Below are 16,889 nucleotides of genomic sequence, written 5' to 3'. Positions count from 1 at the left end.
CCATGATTGGCGTGGACCGTCGAACCGGCCAGCCACTCTCGGGCCTCGATCACCTGAAGCAGTCGATTGAGGACATTCTGACCACCCCCTTGGGTAGCCGGCGCATGCGGCCGGACTACGGCAGCAATCTGCGCCGCTTTGTCGACCTGCCGGTTAACGACGGATGGAAAAGCGCCGTGCAGGCCGAGGTGGCCCGCGCCCTGGGCCGCTGGGAGCCGCGTGTGCAGCTGGAGCGCGTCAAGGTGGTTTCCGTGCTCGATGGCCAGATTGGTCTGGAACTGACAGGCCAGTACCTGGGCAATTCGGCCGTCGTGGAGGTGAACGCATGATTGACCTGTCTTTGTTGCCCCCGCCCGATGTGGTGGAAACCCTGGACTTTGAGGCGCTGTATCAGGAGGTGGTAGGCATATTCCGCAGCCACATGGGCGACCAGTGGACCGCGCTGTTGGAGTCCGACCCGGTGGTCAAGTTGATGGAGGTCATGGCCTACCGCGAGCTGCTGATGCGCGCGCGGGTCAATGCGGCGGCCAAGGCCAGCTTGCTGGCTTATGCCACTGGCGCGGATCTAGTTAATCGTGCGGCTGACTACGGCGTTGAGCCGCTGGTAATCAGGCCGGCCGATCCTAACGCGGTGCCGCCAGTGGAGGCCATCATGGAAGGCGACGAGGCGTTGCGCTACCGCACGCGGCTGTCGCTTGAGGCGCTGTCCGTTGCCGGTAGCCGGGGCGCGTATGAATATCACGCGCTGACCGCCTCGGCCGAGCTGACCAACGTGTCGGTCGACTCGCCCCGGTTTACCGGGGTGGCGCTCGATGCCGCGGTTAAAGCGCAACTGCCGGATGGTGCCATTGTGGTGGTCTGTGACTACGACGCTGGGCTGGATAAGCCGTTGCCTGGCGACGTGTCGCTGGCCATCCTGCCAAGGTTGGACAGCACCACGCTGCCGGCGCAGCTGGTTAATACAGTGCAGACGGCGCTGTCGGCCGAAAGCGTGCGGCCGATCACAGACCGCCCGCGTGTGCAGGTAGGGGCGCCAAGTGACTTCAATGTGGAGGCCGTCCTGTACGTTGAGGCTGGGCCAGATCCGGCGGTCGTCAAGGCGACAGCCCGGAAAGGCCTGGACGCGGCCATTGCCGAGGCGCGGCGCCTGGAGGGGCAGCTGCCGCTGTCAGCGATCTACGCGGCGTTACACGTTACGGGCATTAGCCAGGTCGACCTGGTGCACCCGGCTGCAGGCATCGCGTGTGACAAGCGGCATTACCCCAACTGCACGTCAATCACGCTGACCACGAAGGTGGCGACGTGAGCCTGTTGCCGCATAACGCCACCCTGCTGGAGCGCTCGCTGGAGGCGGCCAGCGAGCAGGGCATTGACCCGGAAATCATCCGAGGCATTGCCGATTCGACGCGCTGCCCGCCGGACTTCCTGCCGTGGCTCGGTTGGGCCTGGAAGGTCGAAGGCTGGGAGGCGGCCAACACCACCGCCCAGCGCCGTGAGCTGGTCCACGAGGCGATTCCGGTCCACAAGACCAAGGGCACTGTCGGCGCGATCCGGCGGGTACTCAAGGCGGTGCGGGTCAACGCGGATTACAAGCCCTGGCACGAGATCCCGAACGCGGCCCCGTACACGTTCCAGCTCACCGCTTGGGCGAATGAGAACCGCGAGGGAGAGGGCTCGATTATCTCGCCGCAGTTGGGGGAGCGTTTGCGCGCTCTGGTCGACGCGGCAAAGAACGAGCGCAGCCACTACGAGTTTCGCCTGGGAGCGCGCTTCGACGGCGGTCTGTTGTTCGCCAACGTTGCCCGAGGGCGCGGCCTGCACCGCCTGAGCATGAATGCCCAAGCGGTGCAGATCGACGTGGCGGTGCAGGGCCTGCAGTTCGCCAATGCCACCCGGTCGCTCGGCGTGTCTCGGCGTTCTGTCGAGGCCCTTGGCGTGCCGATCAATGCTGAATCGGGCTTTGTGGTCGCCAGTGCGACCCGTGCCCTAGTCGTCGTGCGCAGCACGATGGAGGCTGTTCTATGAGTACCCCGTTACAACCCGTGATCACCAAGGCGGGGCTGGCCGCGATCTTGCGTGCCGATAACACCGGCATCGCGGCGCAGATCACCCATATTGCCCTGGGCACCTCGGGCTACACGCCGTCGGCCGACCAGAAAAGCCTGGTTGCGCAAACGGCCAAGTACCCGATTGCCGGGGGCGAGCGCCTGAGCAGTACCTTGCTACACCTGACCGCCCTGGCTGATGGCGACCGCGCTTTCTGGGTGCGGGAAATCGGCTTTCTGCTGAGCGACGGCACCCTGTTGGCGGTGTGGTCCGATTCATCCACCCCGCTGGCCTACAAGTCGGCGGACACCGACTTGCTGCTGGCCTATGACCTGTCGCTGGCGGCGCTTCCGGCGGACAGCGTGACGATCATCAGCAACGAGGCCGGGCTGAGTCTGAGCTTGGCCGGGCCGCTGGCTGCCCAGGCGCAGGCATTGATTGCCGAGCAGTTGCGCGGCCTGCAGCGGCAAGACCAGTTAGACCAGCAAGACCAATGGCAGCGCGTGGCAGGTGAGCAGATTTCCCGCTTGCTGCTGCGCATGTCGGAGGTTGAAGCGCGCCAGGAGGCCGACCGCAATGGCCTTGCCAGTGCGGCTGTCGGTAATGCCTCGGCAGTCATTGCCGAGCAGCTGTACGGCCTGCAGCGGCAGGATCAACTCGACGAATTGGCGGGAAGTTCGCGCCGAGCCGGCGCGGTACTCGACAACCATGCGCAGCGCCTGCTGGCTGCCGAGCGGCGTCAAGACGCTGACCGCGAGGGCCTGGTGAGCGCTGTCGTCTGTAATGCGGCGGCGCTCATCGCCCTGCAAACCCTAGTAACTCAAAACACCTTTGGAGCATAAGACGTATGAGTCTCGAATCTGATGTAGCCAACCTGGTTACGCAAACCACCAAGCTGATCGACTATTTCAACGGTAAGAAGGCCGGCATTGACTCTTCGGTCGCGGCTGCGATTGCAGCTATTCCCGAAGGCCGGAAAATCTTTTACGTCAACCAGCTCACCGGCGATGACAACGCCGACGGCCAGGCAGCGCGGCCGCTGAAAACGATCGACAAAGCCTTGGCGAACACCCCTGTAGGGGGGCTGTGCATCGTTCGGTTGCAGGGCGATTACCGGATGGCGATCAACATCACCGTCGACTCTCGCGTGCTTTCGATCTTCAGCGACACCACCGGGGTGAAGCGAAAGATTAGCCCAGCGTATTACCTGATCACTGACGGCTCGGCGCATTACCTGTCTGGCATTGTTCTGGCAAACGGTGCGCAGGTATTGCTCAGTGATGTTACGGTCGATCTGCCGAGCCCGGCCGGGCTGAATCCAGCACCGACCGGTTTCGTCAATGCCTTTTTCAAGAGCACTTCTAACGGGGGCTCGGTGATCTTGGCGGTGAAAGTGTCTTCGTGCGAGTTCACGTCTGCTGCGGATGGGACGGCGTTCATTGTTGGTGCGCCGAACAGCGCCGTTGTCTTCGAAGTGCTCGGGACGTCGTTCCCTGCGTCGTTCGGCGGACGCTACATCAACGGGATTATCGCTGGCACCTCACCCAAAGATGTCTCCAACCTCATGACCAATCTGACCGTACTCTAAAGGGCATATATGCAAACTCAAAATCTGAACATCGAATTCGGCGGTCGTACTTATGCCGGTTTCAGCTTCGACAGTCTGCCCTTGAATGCAGCCTTGCTGGCAGCGGCTCTGCAGGTAGATCAGGCGGCCGATCAGGCGCGTAGCGCGGTCCTGGGTGATCCGCTGCGCGCAGTAGAGTATCGGATGACGGCGGATGAGGCCGAGAGCTTCGCGGCGGCAGGTTATGCCGGCGAGGTTCCGGCAACTGTACAAGCCTGGATGGATGCGGCCGGTCTCGATGCGCAGGCGGCGACCGAGAGCATTCTCCACGAGTCGCGCGCCTGGAAATCTGCGATCTACGACATCCGCGCCGCTCGCCTGAAAGGCAAGCAGGACGTGCTCAAGGCCACCAGTCACGAGCAGGCCGAGGCCATGGCAGACGCGGCGATTGCCGCTATCAAGGCGCGCATTCAGGGCGTCGGTAACGCGGCCTAACCCAACTTCACCCCGTAACCCCAAGGGCCGCTAAGCGGCTTTTTTTGTGCCTGGAGGGCACGCATGAATCGAACCCACTTCGAGCACGTCCTGGCGGCGTTGCTGATCATGGGCGCCCTGTGGGGCTTCCTGGCCTGGCTGGGCGTCCCCGCTGGCCACTGGGCCGGCGCCGCTGCCGGCATCTTCTTTTTCGCCGGTCGCGAGTACACCCAGGGCGAGCGCAACCTGGCGCACGTCGAGGCGGTGCACCTGGCCAATCTGCGCTGGTACGACGGCCTGCGCATCTGGCGATGGACCGTAGATGGACGCCTCGACTTCTTTTGCCCGCTGGTGGCCTGCCTGACCGTGGCGCTGCTGGTCGAGGTGCTGCAGATCCTGCATCGCTGACAGTTTTATTTCTCCCATCCTCGGGCCGCGCATGACGCGGCCTTGTGCTTTCTGGAGTTTCAAATGTCTGGATTCTTTCACGGCGTTACCGTAACGAACATCGACACCGGCGCGCGCAACGTCTCGTTGCCATCGTCCTCGATCATTGGCCTGGTCGACACCTTCACCGAGGGCGTCGGCGCCACGGCAAAAGCTGGTGACCTGGTGCTGATCACCAACGAGCGTGAGGCAGTCGCCGCGTTCGGCGCGGCGTCGGCCATCACCAAGGCCTGCCAGGCTATCTATGCCCGCGCCAAGGCAGTGATCGTCGCCACCGGTGTGGCCAAGGTAGTCGACCCGGCGGCGCAGATTTCCGGGATCATTGGCGGCGTGCAGGCCAGTGGGAAGCGTACTGGCCTGCAGGCGCTGCTGGATGGCAAGAGCCGCTTCAACGCACAGCCTCGCTTGATCGTCGCGCCCAAGCACAGCGCGACCCAGGCGGTAGCCACCGTCATGCAGTCGATTGCGGAAAAGCTGCGCGCGGTCGGGATCATCGACGGCCCCGGTACCACCGACGAGGCGGCCACCACCTACGCCAAGCTGTTCGGCTCCAAGCGCCTGTACATGGTCGACCCCGGCGTGCAGCTGTGGGACACCACCAGCGCGACCATCGATGCACCGGCTTCGGCCTGGGCTGCCGGCGTGTTTGCCTACACCGACAGCGAATACGGCTTCTGGTCGTCGCCGTCCAACAAAGAGTTTGTCGGCATCACTGGCACCACCCGTGCCATTGAGTACCTGGACGGCGACGAGACGTGCCGGGCCAACCTGCTGAATAACGCCAACATCGCGACCATCATCCGTGACGACGGCTTCCGCCTGTGGGGCAACCGCACGCTGTCGAGCGATTCGAAATGGGCGTTCGTCACCCGTGTGCGGACCATGGACATGGTCATGGACGCGATCCTGTACGGCCACAAGTGGGCAGTGGACCGAGGCATTACCTCGACCTACATCCGCGATGTGACCGAGGGCCTGCAGGCCTTCATGCGCGACCTGAAAGCCCAGGGCGCAATCATCAACTTCGAGGTCTACGCCGACCCGGTGCTCAACACGGCCAGCCAGCTCGAGCAGGGCAAGGTGTACTGGAACATCCGCTTTACCGACGTTCCGCCGGCTGAAAACCCGAATTTCCGTATCGAAGTCACCAATCAGTGGCTGACCGAAGTCCTCGACCAAGTCGCGTAAGGAGCGCATCACATGGCAATGATTCCCGAAATTCTGGCCAACATGAACCTGTTTGTGGACGGTGTCAGCTTCCAGGGCGATGTGCCCAGCCTGACCTTGCCCAAGCTCACGCTGAAGATGGAAGAGCACCGCCCTGGTGGCATGGACATGCCTATCGAGATGGACGTGGGCATGGAGAAGATGGAGTCCAACTTCACCACCACCGGCGTGCGTAAAGAGTCGCTGAAGTTTTACGGCCTGGCTGATGGCAACGCGTTCAACGGCACTTTCCGTGGATCGTTCAAGGGCCAGAAGGGGGAAACCAAGGCGGTCATCGTCACCCAGCGCGGCACCTTGAAAGAGCTGGATATGGGTGACTGGAAGCCGGGCGACAAGGCCGAGCTCAAGCACGCTGTGGCCCTGACCTATTACAAGCTGGAGGTCGCGGGTGAAGTCATCTACGAGATCGACCCGGCCGGCATGAAGCGCGTCATCAATGGCGTCGACCAGTTGGCCAGCCAGCGCCGCGACCTCGGCCTGTAATCCCTCCTGCCTTTTCCGCATCCCTTTTCGAATCAAGGACCCCAATCCATGGCCAAGCCACTGCCGAAATTCATCAAACTGGAAGCCGACCGCGTCACCGTAACGCTGACCAGCCCGGCCCAGCTCAACGGCGTTCAGCAAGACACCATCACCCTGCGGGCGCCGACTGTGCGCGATATCCGTAATTCGACCCAGACCTCAAACGGTGACGACGAGCAGCGCGAGCTGAACCTGTTCGCCTCCCTGGCCGACGTTCACGTCAAGGACCTGGAAGGCCTCACCTACAAGGACTACAACCGCCTGGCGACCGGTTACAACTTTTTGGTGCGAGACGACGAGCTTTAATCCCGCCACACAGAAGCAAGCAGCCAAGCGACTTGCGGCTGAGTTGAATTTCTCCGCCGCAGAGATCCTGACCATGTCCTACGCGGACATGGTCTGGTGGCTCACGGATTGAGCTTGCACAGGGGGCACCGATGGCAAGCAGGCTAGCGTTATCGCTGGTGATCGGGGGGGCTGTTGCCTCATCGGTAGGCGCAGCGTTCAAGACGGTCGAGAACGGCATCCAGAAGCTGGAAGCCAAAGGCAACAGGGCCAAGGTGCTGAAGAGCACCATTGGCGAAACCATCAAGCTGCGCGAAGAGTGGAAGCGTGCGCACGACAGCGGTGCTGCGGGTGCTGACAAACTGCAGCGCAAGCTGGACAGCAATCTGGATGCCTTGCGCAAGCAGGGCATCGAGGTTGGTCGCCTCAGTCGTGAATATCAGCGCCTGGGGCGTGAGGCGAAGAGCGCCGATTTGCAGCTCAAGGGACACCAGCAGCTGCAGGCGGGCAAGGCCTCGATGAAGTCGAACATCGGCCAGGCCGTAGTTGCCACAGGCATGGCCGCAGTGCCGACGATGATCAGCGCAAATTATCAATCGGTCATCCGTGATATTGCGATCAAGGCCGACATCGTCAACAAGCCGGAGGAGCGGCAACTGACCCGGACGGTGATCGATACCGCCCAAGACACAGGCATGTCGCGCAACGACGTGGCCGACCTGGTCAACCAGCTGGTCGGCGCCGGCATGGAGCTGGACAAGGCGTTGTCGTATGCCCCGGTCGCGGCCAAGTTCGCGATTGGCCAAGGATCTTCGGGTGTCGACACTGCATCGATGATCCAGGCGCTGCAGCAAAACGCCAAGATCAGCGACCCGAAAGTCATGCAGCAGGCGCTGGAGGCGATCGCCTACCAAGGCCAGGCGGGTAGCTTCGAGGCCAGCGACATGGCCAAGTGGTTCCCGCAGTTGCTTGCCGGCATGGAGAAAAACGGGATCACCGGGTTGGATGCGGTGACCTCGCTCGGCTCGATGCTGCAGGTGCAGATGAAGACCGCCGGCAGTTCGGACGAAGCCGCGAACAACTTCAAGAACTGGATGGAGAAGATCGGTTCTGGCGAGGTGGTCAAGGCTTATAAGGATGCCGGCATTGATTATCAGTCCTCGCTGAATACCGGCCTGCAGAAGGGCATGAACGTCATTGAGGCGTCCATGGCCCTGGCCATGAAGTACATCGAGGCGACCGATCCGGCGAAGGCCAAACAGATCGAGGCGGCCAAGGCCAAGATCGACAAGGAAGTCGACCCTGAGAAAGCTAAAGCGGCGCTGGATGCCCTGGAAAAGACCCTGCGCACGGGCGATATCTTCGCCGATATGCAGGTCAAGGCGGCGCTGACTGCTTACGGGCAGAACAGAGGGCTATATGAGGAACTCAAAGCCGACTCGCAAAAGGCTTCGGGCATCCTCGACAAGAACCTCGCCGAGCGCCGTGAAACATCGGCGCAGCAGTGGGCCGAGACAGTCCAAGCGGCAGACGACGCAATGCGCAGCATTGGCGACGCGATCCGCCCAGCTACTGACATGGCGTCGAAGGGCCTGACTGCCGTCGCTCGTGGCATTACCTCGCTGTCTGACAGCTTCCCGGCTGTTGTGGCAGGCATTACCGGTACCGTGGCGGCCATCCTCGCACTCAAGACTGCATCCAGTGCGTTCAAGATCGGACGTGGTGTGTTGAACATCGCGCGCGGTCGAGGCCTGGAGAGGATGGCCGGCCGGGCAGGGCGTGGCGATCGCACGCCCATTGAGCTGCCTAAGACGGGCAGCAAAGTGGTCGATACCGGCCTTGGCCTGCTGGGTAAGGTGTTTGGAGCAACGCCGAAGGATGCGGCGCCGGCAAACGATCCGCTAGCAGGCAGGGATGACACGCAGCGGGTGTTCGTGGTCAATGCCGATGCATTCAGCGGGATCGGCAGTAGCGTCACAAACAGCGCCCCTGCTGCACCTGCCCGGGGTAGTCGTAGAAGCCGGCGCCGGGCTCGCAGACGAGAGGCAAGGCAAGGTTCCCCAGCACGGCCCGGGGTGAAGGTTGAGGCGCCCAAGTCGCCCCTGATGAAGCCCGCTATTCCAGTTGCTGCGCCGAAGATGGTAGCCGGCGTTGCAGAGTTGGGCAGGGTTGTCCGCTCGGTGCGGGGCGTTACGCGTCTTGCCAAGCGACTGCCTGGCGGGAATGTGATTGACGCCGGTGTTGCTGCGATTGATGTCGCGATGAACGCCAGCTCTCAAGACGAGAAGGCAGAGGGGTACGGTGGTGCAGCTGGCAGCCTTGCGGGAACGCTTGCCGGCGCGGCTGCTGGGGCGGCCATCGGTTCGGTGGTACCGGTCATAGGTACTGCAGTAGGCGGCGCAATCGGCGCTGTACTGGGTGGCATGGGTGGCGAGTCGCTCGGCGGGTGGCTGGGTAAGCGCTGGTTTGGCGATGAACAACCCGAGTCCGAGGCCACGGCGAAGCCGGAAAGTCCGCCGGCGCATGAGGAGGCGGTACAGGTAACCTTGGCACCGGCGCAGAAGGACAAGCCAGATCCCAAGGTTGATACCTCGGCCCCGTTGCCTGCAGCGCCGAAGGCTGCTCTTGTAGCGCCGGTAGTGATCGACAACCGTGAGCCTGTCACGCAGCCAATGCCGACGGCGCCGGTACCGGCCCTGGGTGGCACGGTGCACAACGTAGCAGCCCCGGTGCCGGCCAAGCCTGAGGTGTCATATGACCCGCTAGACCCGGCGTCCAAAGACCCGCACGTGGTGCCTGCGCTGACGACCAACAAGGTGCGCTTCCTGCGGCCGCCGGCGCAGCCAGAGCCTCAACCTAAGGCCGCGCCGATCGTGCAGGAGCCGCCGCCGAAGTTGGGCGACACGGTGCGAGCTGTGGTCATCCCCACCCCGACTGAGTCTGACGTGTCGTATGACCCGCCGGACCCATTGAGCAAAGACCCGTACCTGGTGACCGCGCTGACGGCCAGCAAGGTGCGTTTCCCAGCTGCGCCACTGGTGCGGCCGCCGGTGCCGCCCGAGGCTCAACCCGAGGCGGTGCCGATCCTGCAGGAGCCACCGGCGAAGCTAGGCGACACACTCCGCGCGGAGACCGGTTCGGCGCCGGCGCAACCTGAGCCAGTGGTCGAGCCTGATCCAGCGCCGGTGCTGCAGGAGCTTCCGAGGTTGGGCAATACGGTGCGAGCCGTGCCCACCCCGACCCCTTCGGAGCCTGAAGCGTTCGACCCGGCGTCCAAGGATCCGTACCTGGTACCGGCATTGACGGCAAACAAGTTGCGTTTTCCGGGGGGGCCGCCGGCGCAACCTGACCCTGTGCCTGAACCAGTGCTACAGGAAGCGCCGAAGTTGGGCAACTCAGTGCGAGCCGTGGCTACACCAGCGCCGACTGCGCCTGCAGTATCGTATGACCCGCGCGACCCCGAGTCCAAGGATCCCTACCTGTTGGCGGCGTTGACGGTCAACAAGGTGCGTTTCCCAGGGACCGGCCTGGTGCCACCGCAAGCCCAACCGCAACCGGCGCCGGCCACGCTGCCGGTGAAGTTAGGCGAAACGATGCGCGAGGTCCCGGCTAAATCAGCGCCGGTGCCTGTGGTGATCGATAGTCGCGAACGTTGGCCCGCCGCCGATGGCGCGCCTCCGCCACCTGTCCCCCAGTTCGCCACGCTGCCGGCCGGTTTCGGTGATGTGGTGCGTGACATGGTGGCCAAGTCGGCACCGGTGCCACCTCGGTTGCTCGAGCTGGCTCAGCCAGCCAAAGCGGCTGCTCCTGTCACGGTATCGGCGCCGAAGGTAGATCAGGCGTTCTCGTTCTCGCCAAACATCAGAATCGATGTTCAGGGTGATGTGAAAGACCCGTCACAAGTCGTCCGAGAAATCGAGTTGCCTCTGCGACGGCTGTTTGAGGCGTGGCAGCGCGAAGCTACGGTGCGCATGGCTTCGGCTCAACTGTTCGATCAACCGCATGTTTAAGGAGGGCCTATGGCCTACATGGAGCAGCTGGAGTCTTCCCTGTCCGGGCTGGTTGCAGCGGGGGAGGCCGGGCGCAAGGGGGTGGATGGCATGCTGTCCCCACTCAATAGCGCTGTCGGCAGCATCACGGGGGCCGCCTCGGAGCTGGAAAACATCCCGTTCGTGGGGCCTGAGGCCGGTGCGAAGCTTGGCCGGATAGTGCGCAGTATCAACGTGGCACAGTCTCAGGTGGGGCAGGTGGCTTCGATGTATAGCCGAGGAGTCACCGGCGCTACTCAGGTGCAGGAGCGGCTCGGTACTTTCAAACAAATGGCGGCCAAGGTCACAGCCCAGGCCGGCCGGGTGGCGGGGCTGGTCAGCCCGTCACTGTCCAACGTGCTACCGACCGGCGGGCTGCTGGGTTCGGCCACTCCGTTACCTGAGGCGGTCGCGCCTTACCCGCACTTGCTGATCATCCAGCCGCACGATCCGAAGAAACAGCCGTATTACTTCAACCTGGGCACCGCCGCCTTTGATGAGTTGCGGCGTCAGACGTCGTTCCGTTGGGCTGGCCAAGAGCGTCTGCGGCGGAGCGTCGCCCAGCAGGCGGTGGGCTTGGGCGAGGACAAGATAACGCTCAAGGGTGCGATCTTCCCCCACCACAAAAGTGGCATCAAGCAACTGGGCGTGCTGCGTAGCATCGGTCGCAATCTGCAAGCGCTGAAGCTGGTCACGGGGTACGGCGAGGTGCTGGGCGATTGGTGCCTGGTCAATATCGAAGAGGAGCAAAGCCACCTGCTGGCTGGTGGCATCCCCCGTAAACAGGGCTTCAACCTGGAATTTGTGAGCTATGGCAACGACCTGCAGAACGTCTGACGGAGATCTGCTCGATGTGATCTGTCAGCACCATTACGGAAATCTCAATGGCACGGTCGAGGCAGTGCTCGATGCCAACCCTGATTTAGCCAGGGAGGCACAGCCTTACCGCGCCGGTCTGCTGATAATGCTGCCCGATCTGTCGGCACCGGCGGTCGAGCTACTGCAGCTGTTCGACTGATCCCGCGCTATGCGTAACGAAGCCCCGCCCCGTGCGGGGCTTCCTGTTTCTGGAGTAAGCATGAAACCAACGTATCGAATCATCGCGGACCGCAAGGACATCACCGCGCTGATCAATGACCGCTTGCTGTTGCTGCGGATCTCGGACAAGCCTGGCATGGAGTCGGATGAGTTTGAGCTGCGCATTGACGATCGCGACCAGGTAGTTGCGTTGCCTGCCCGGGGTGGTGTGGTGGAGGTTCTACTGGGCTACGAGGGGCAACCGCTAAAGCGCATGGGCGCCTATACGGTCGACGAAGTGCAGTTATCTGGTCCGCCTGATGAGCTGACCATTCGCGGCAAGGCCAGCGACATGCGTGGCAGCGGTAAGACCACCCGTAGCGGCAGCTGGGAGAATGTGCCGCTGTCCGAGATCGTCACCGTAATCGCCAAGCGCAACGGCTGGGAAGTGGTGTGCCCGGTCACGACGAAGGTCGAGCGTATCGATCAGCGTAATGAGTCGGACTTTAACTTTGTCACGCGCTTGGCGCGGCAGTACGACAGCACCGCCAAGGTTGCCCAGGGCAAGCTGTTGGTCATGCCCCGGCAGGGCGGGAAGAGCACTTCGGGCAAGTCACTGCAGGTTGTCACCGTCAACAAGACGGACGTCTCCCGCTACCAGTTCCGGCTAAGCGACCGCAGCACGCAGAAAGCGGTGAAAACCCAGCACCAGGATCAGAAAACCGGCGCTTTGAAAGTGGTCCAGCTGGACAACAACGAATCGCCGGACGGCCTGCCCCCGGTTCACACCGACCGCCATATCTACCCCAACGAGACTGCTGCCACACAGGCCGCCAAGGCGCGGCTGGCCGCGTTCAACCGCAGCACCGCCGGCGTGCGCTTGGAGATGGCCGGCCGGCACGACCTGTTCGCGGAGTGCACGGTGAATGCCCAGGGCTTCAAGGTGGGGCTCGATGGCGAGTACCTGGTGGAAAGCGTGGAGCAAGTGTTCACGGCCAGCGGGTGGACGACGACCGTGGAGTGTAACGGCGGCAAGAAGGGCAAGGCCAAGGCCTCAGGCAAGAAACAGAAAGACGATAAGCCGCTCAAGGTTGAGCAGCTCTAACCCTCATGGCCGTACACGGCCATCACTGGAGAAACCAATGGCTATCTCAGTTCAACAGCTGCAACAGATCCTCCCCATCGCCGGACGCAAAGCCGGCGTTTTTGTTCCCGGCCTCAACGCAACCATGGGCAAGTATTCGATCATCACCCCTCGGCGTATGGCTGCGTTCCTTGCGCAAGTCGGCCATGAGTCGGGCCAGCTGCAGTATGTGCGAGAGCTCGGTAACGATGCCTACCTGGCCAAGTACGACACGGGGCGGCTGGCGGAGCGCCTCGGCAACACCCCGGCGGCTGACGGCGACGGTCAGCGGTACCGTGGCCGCGGGCTTATTCAGATCACCGGCCGCGACAACTACGGGGCCTGCAGTGAAGCACTGTTCGGTGACAGCCGCTTGCTCAACACCCCCGAGCTGCTCGAGCAGCCCGTATACGCCTCGCTTTCGGCCGGCTGGTACTGGCAGCGTGCGGGGCTCAATAGCCTCGCGGACAAGGTGCTGCAGGCCGATGACTCGATGTTCGAGCTGATCACGCGCCGTATCAATGGTGGCCTGAACGGGTTGAAGGATCGCCAGGCGCTCTATAAGCGTGCGCTTGAGGTGCTGCAGTAATGCCGCTGAATTGGCGTATCGCACTCCTAGCCGTGGCGGTCGGGCTCTATACCGGCGGGCGTGGGGCCTGGGTGTGGCAGGCCAGCGAGTACGGAAAGCAGTTGGCTGACCAGGCTGCAGACTATGTCCAGCAGTTGGCAGATAAGGATCGGGCTTACGGTCGTGATCGTGAGGAAGCTGCAGCTGCAGCCCTGGAGCAGTTGGCTGAACAGAAAAGTCAGCGCAAAGACCTGGAGGATCGCCTGCAGGAGCAGGACAAAACACATTGGAAGGAGATGAGCGATGCACAACAGATTCAAGCTCGCCTGCGTGACAGGCTGGCTACTGCTGACTTGCGGCTGTCAGTCCTTGTCGACGCCGGAGCCTTTGCCACCCCGGGTTGTGACGCTGGGATGCGAGAAGCCGCCAGTACCGGAGGCGTGGTTCATGGAGCCGTTCGCGCCCGACTTGACCCAGCGCATGCTCAACGAATTATCAGCATCACCGACACTGGTGATCGAGGACTGATCGCACTGAAGGCCTGCCAGGCCTACGTCCACGAAGTCACTAAATGAAAAGAGGCGAGCCGGGTAGATGCGCCAACATCTAGCCCGGCCCGCCGAACCCGCAGACCCTTCCTGCAAGTCCAGCCGTGGCCTCTGCCTTGTGCACAAAGCGCGGCGAGCCTAACACCTGTTTATCCATACAGTAAAGACTTGCATACCTATGACCTCTCCAATTATTCCCTGGATGGGTGGAAAACGCCGCCTGGCCGACCGCTTGATCCCCCTCTTTCCCCCTCATGAGTGCTACGTTGAAGTCTTCGCCGGCGGTGCCGCGTTGTTCTTCATGCGTCCCCAGCCCGCCCCCGTGGAGGTGCTGAACGATCTCAACGGTGACCTGGTCACCCTCTACCGAGTTGTGCAGAACCACCTGGAGGAGTTCGTGCGCCAATTCAAATGGGCGCTTAGCTCCAGGCAGATCTTTGAATGGCAGAAGATGACGCGCCCTGAAACTCTGACCGATATTCAGCGTGCAGCTCGGTTCTTCTACCTGCAGCAGCACGCCTTCGGAGGTAAAGTCACCGGGCAAACGTTCGGTACCGCTACCACGGGGCCGGCCATCAACCTGCTGCGTATCGAAGAGAACCTATCGGCCGCTTGGCAGCGTCTCGCCGGGACCTACGTCGAGAACCTGTCCTGGCTCGCCTGCGCCGAGCGATACGATCGAGCGCACACGTTCTTCTACATGGACCCGCCATATTGGCAGACCGCCGGCTACGGCGTGGATTTCCCCTTCGAGGAGTACGAGCGAATGGCCGACTTCATGCGCCAGTGCAAGGGCAGAGTGATGGTCAGCATCAATGACCACGCAGACATTCGTCGAGCCTTCGACGGATTCCATTTCGAGTACCTGGATATCCGCTATAGCAACACGAACCAGCGGCAGGGCAAGGCGGAGGTGACCGGCGAACTGGTGATCATGAATTGGCAACCCGCAGGCTTGGGGCAATTATTCTAACTTAAAAAGATCTGTGTCGGCCTGTTTGTATAATTAAATAGCTCAGGCCGACATGTTGTTGTCTTACTTTCCGCGATAGTAATCAATTTCATTTTGAATGTGAGAGTCTAGTTGGAAAACTGCTTCGCGAATTTCCATTCTGATCTGCTCAGTCTGAGTATGGAAGTCACAATATTTTTTCAGCGCGCGGTGCGGATTTTTTTCGTTCCTCAGAGACTGAAGTCGATTTCTCCAACTAGGTATAGGGTCACTTTTGAGAGGCCAGTTGTAGTTTGCTCTAAGGTAGTCGATCTTTTCCCTATCGCTTAGGGTTGTATGGCCAGCTCTTTCAAGAAAGTCATCGGTAGCGGCTGTGTGGAAGGCAGGCCATAACTGAACCTCAATAAGCACTGTCTTACGGTCTTCATTGTGGTGCGTAGAGTTTTCCAGCAGGAAATTGATGTCCTTATCTGTTTTTTCGATCGTGGAGCTCATGTCTGTATGAAGATCGGAAATTAGACTATCCTCCATCGACTCAGCGATTTCCAACATCCTCTTCCATGCTAAGCCGAAACCTTCCTGGCTGGCCATGAATTCAATCTTCCCTAAGTATTTCATCGCTCTCAATGACACTTTGTCAGAATCACCGTATGACCAGACAAATGGGCGAAATTTTTGCAGTACGGTGCAAGCATTTTTGAAATAGAATATCGCGAGGGCGTGCAGAATCCCCTCATGGCGACGGCCGCTGTGATATGCGGTGTTTCTAAAACTATGTAAGTAGTTAATGCTCTCGCAGATCTCTGATTGCACCATTTCGGATGCTTTCGCCAATTTCACCTTTCGGTCAAACTGTTGTCCCAGAGCATCCCGAATGAGCTTTTGGTCGTAGGGGCGTTTATCTGGATTTAGGTAAGAGTAGGAAGTGTATGATAAGTTTTCAGCGTGTGTGTGAAGCGTTAACTCGACGACGTTATCTATTAGCATTATCGCAAATCGGTCTAGATTGCGATCTCGCATCGCAAGCTGATCTATGGCGAGGTCCATTTGATCTATTTGATCTGCTAAGAACTGTATCATTCAATCTGTCCAGGCGAGGTCGTGTTCCACTGGTGGGATGCGTTAAGGTACCAATGAGTTAGAGGTGGCTCTGCGCATCAATGATGTTGTCTTGATCACGCTCATCGCCTATAACTCAAGAGCACTACTATCGGCAACCCTTTGCTCGGTTTGATGCATGCGTGGCCTGGTCAGCTAAGACTGCGCGTCTCCAGTTCGGCTAGTCGTTGGTTTGCCACATTGTCGACAAGGATCTCTATCTGTTCGATATCGGGACTGGCCGTCATCGTTCCCATGCCAGGCCTGAGACAGAACCCTCGTAGGTAGTAGTCACCTAGGCTACGCGGATCTCTTGTAGATCCGCAACAGTTCTCGCCCCTCAGCGGGGGGGCCTGGAAAGAACAATAGATCCTAAGCCTCAAGCGCAAATGCCAGTGCTAGCATGCTGACTGGGTTGAGGTATGCCCCACGTTCAAGCCGCTGGATGGCCTTTGTGGAAACGCCGGATTTTGCACCTAGGTCATCTATGCCCCAGCCCAGCAGCTCTCGAGCTGGGCCGCAATGACTTCCAGTGAAGCTGAGCGGCAAGTGATCCATGAGCGATGCGATTACTTCAATCTGGTCGGCGTCTAGGTTGAGGCGAAGCGGCTGCCGATCAAGAACGTGAGAGGTCATGGCGATTGCACTCGTATCTGTACATATAGCCAGTATATGCGAAGCGATTGCGTTGGCAAAGGCGAGCAGGGTTTAGGGCAGATTTAGGGCAGAATCGGGGCCGTATCAGGCCGCCTTGAGCCTCTATGAGTCGTGTAGAGTTCAATGTTTTCGGGCCTAAAGCGGCCTGCCGCGCAACGCGGGCGGGTTCAAATTCCTATGAATAAAACTAGAAGGAACCTTGCACTATTCTAGAAGAATGTATGCTGTTCCTACACAAGTACTAAATGCAGAAAGACGCCCAAGCACCGATATTGTGGGTTGGGCATCTACCTTGATTTTGTACAGTTCTTAGGGAAAGTGATTGGTGAT

At 60.7% G+C, this 16,889-nt stretch carries 18 protein-coding genes; 17 read left to right on the top strand and 1 reads right to left on the bottom strand.

Annotated features, from left to right (window positions below):
• Positions 1-2 precede the first annotated feature (2 nt).
• The 17 genes from AC3WLP_RS01285 (at position 3) to AC3WLP_RS01205 (ending at position 14,825) form a co-directional block, all read left to right on the top strand.
• The gene (locus AC3WLP_RS01285; protein ID WP_088512444.1) at positions 3-329 is read left to right on the top strand and encodes a GPW/gp25 family protein; all 327 of its coding nucleotides are present in this window, start codon (positions 3-5) and stop codon (positions 327-329) included.
• Positions 326-1,306, top strand: a complete 981-nt coding sequence (locus tag AC3WLP_RS01280; protein WP_088512443.1) for a baseplate assembly protein — start codon at positions 326-328, stop codon at positions 1,304-1,306. The genes AC3WLP_RS01285 and AC3WLP_RS01280 overlap by 4 nt, the downstream gene beginning before the upstream one ends.
• A complete protein-coding gene (locus AC3WLP_RS01275; protein WP_088512442.1) occupies positions 1,303-2,025 on the top strand; it encodes a phage tail protein I in 723 nt (240 codons plus the stop codon). Before AC3WLP_RS01280 ends, AC3WLP_RS01275 begins: the two co-directional genes overlap by 4 nt.
• Positions 2,022-2,888, top strand: coding sequence for a phage tail-collar fiber domain-containing protein (locus AC3WLP_RS01270; protein ID WP_088512441.1), 867 nt, complete (start codon positions 2,022-2,024; stop codon positions 2,886-2,888). The genes AC3WLP_RS01275 and AC3WLP_RS01270 overlap by 4 nt, the downstream gene beginning before the upstream one ends.
• Before the next feature lie 5 nt (positions 2,889-2,893).
• Positions 2,894-3,634: a hypothetical protein gene (locus AC3WLP_RS01265; protein ID WP_088512440.1), complete on the top strand. Its 741-nt coding sequence runs from the start codon at positions 2,894-2,896 to the stop codon at positions 3,632-3,634.
• 9 nt (positions 3,635-3,643) lie between these two features.
• On the top strand, positions 3,644-4,108 hold the full coding sequence (locus AC3WLP_RS01260; protein ID WP_088512439.1) for a hypothetical protein: 465 nt from the start codon (positions 3,644-3,646) through the stop codon (positions 4,106-4,108).
• A 63-nt stretch (positions 4,109-4,171) separates the two neighbouring features.
• Positions 4,172-4,495 carry a hypothetical protein gene (locus tag AC3WLP_RS01255; RefSeq protein ID WP_088512438.1) on the top strand — a complete coding sequence of 108 codons (324 nt, stop codon included), beginning with the start codon at positions 4,172-4,174 and terminating at the stop codon, positions 4,493-4,495.
• A gap of 63 nt (positions 4,496-4,558) precedes the next feature.
• Positions 4,559-5,722, top strand: coding sequence for a phage tail sheath subtilisin-like domain-containing protein (locus AC3WLP_RS01250; protein WP_088512437.1), 1,164 nt, complete (start codon positions 4,559-4,561; stop codon positions 5,720-5,722).
• A gap of 12 nt (positions 5,723-5,734) precedes the next feature.
• A complete protein-coding gene (locus AC3WLP_RS01245; RefSeq protein WP_088512436.1) occupies positions 5,735-6,244 on the top strand; it encodes a phage major tail tube protein in 510 nt (169 codons plus the stop codon).
• 48 nt (positions 6,245-6,292) lie between these two features.
• Positions 6,293-6,589, top strand: a complete 297-nt coding sequence (locus AC3WLP_RS01240) for a phage tail assembly protein (protein WP_088512435.1) — start codon at positions 6,293-6,295, stop codon at positions 6,587-6,589.
• Between the two features lie 131 nt (positions 6,590-6,720).
• Entirely contained in the window at positions 6,721-10,578 is a 3,858-nt protein-coding gene (locus tag AC3WLP_RS01235; RefSeq protein ID WP_088512434.1) for a phage tail tape measure protein, read from the top strand.
• A 9-nt stretch (positions 10,579-10,587) separates the two neighbouring features.
• The gene (locus AC3WLP_RS01230) at positions 10,588-11,433 is read left to right on the top strand and encodes a phage tail protein (RefSeq protein WP_088512433.1); all 846 of its coding nucleotides are present in this window, start codon (positions 10,588-10,590) and stop codon (positions 11,431-11,433) included.
• Entirely contained in the window at positions 11,408-11,614 is a 207-nt protein-coding gene (locus tag AC3WLP_RS01225; RefSeq protein ID WP_064490571.1) for a tail protein X, read from the top strand. Before AC3WLP_RS01230 ends, AC3WLP_RS01225 begins: the two co-directional genes overlap by 26 nt.
• A gap of 60 nt (positions 11,615-11,674) precedes the next feature.
• The gene (locus AC3WLP_RS01220; protein WP_088512432.1) at positions 11,675-12,718 is read left to right on the top strand and encodes a phage late control D family protein; all 1,044 of its coding nucleotides are present in this window, start codon (positions 11,675-11,677) and stop codon (positions 12,716-12,718) included.
• A 37-nt stretch (positions 12,719-12,755) separates the two neighbouring features.
• Positions 12,756-13,325, top strand: a complete 570-nt coding sequence (locus AC3WLP_RS01215; protein ID WP_088512431.1) for a glycoside hydrolase family 19 protein — start codon at positions 12,756-12,758, stop codon at positions 13,323-13,325.
• Positions 13,325-13,879 (top strand): lysis system i-spanin subunit Rz, encoded by a 555-nt coding sequence (locus AC3WLP_RS01210; protein ID WP_088512430.1) that lies wholly within the window; start codon positions 13,325-13,327, stop codon positions 13,877-13,879. The genes AC3WLP_RS01215 and AC3WLP_RS01210 overlap by 1 nt, the downstream gene beginning before the upstream one ends.
• 151 nt (positions 13,880-14,030) lie before the next feature.
• Positions 14,031-14,825 carry a DNA adenine methylase gene (locus AC3WLP_RS01205; protein WP_088512429.1) on the top strand — a complete coding sequence of 265 codons (795 nt, stop codon included), beginning with the start codon at positions 14,031-14,033 and terminating at the stop codon, positions 14,823-14,825.
• 63 nt (positions 14,826-14,888) lie between these two features.
• Here AC3WLP_RS01205 and AC3WLP_RS01200 read toward each other — a convergent pair whose 3' ends face one another.
• Complete coding sequence (locus tag AC3WLP_RS01200; RefSeq protein WP_088512428.1) at positions 14,889-15,884, bottom strand: hypothetical protein; 996 nt, start codon at positions 15,882-15,884, stop codon at positions 14,889-14,891.
• Positions 15,885-16,889 lie beyond the last annotated feature (1,005 nt).

It is taken from the genome of Pseudomonas sp. FW305-E2, assembly GCF_058782925.1.
Note: the sequence above shows the minus strand (reverse complement) of the source record. Positions and strands in the feature narration are given on the sequence as shown.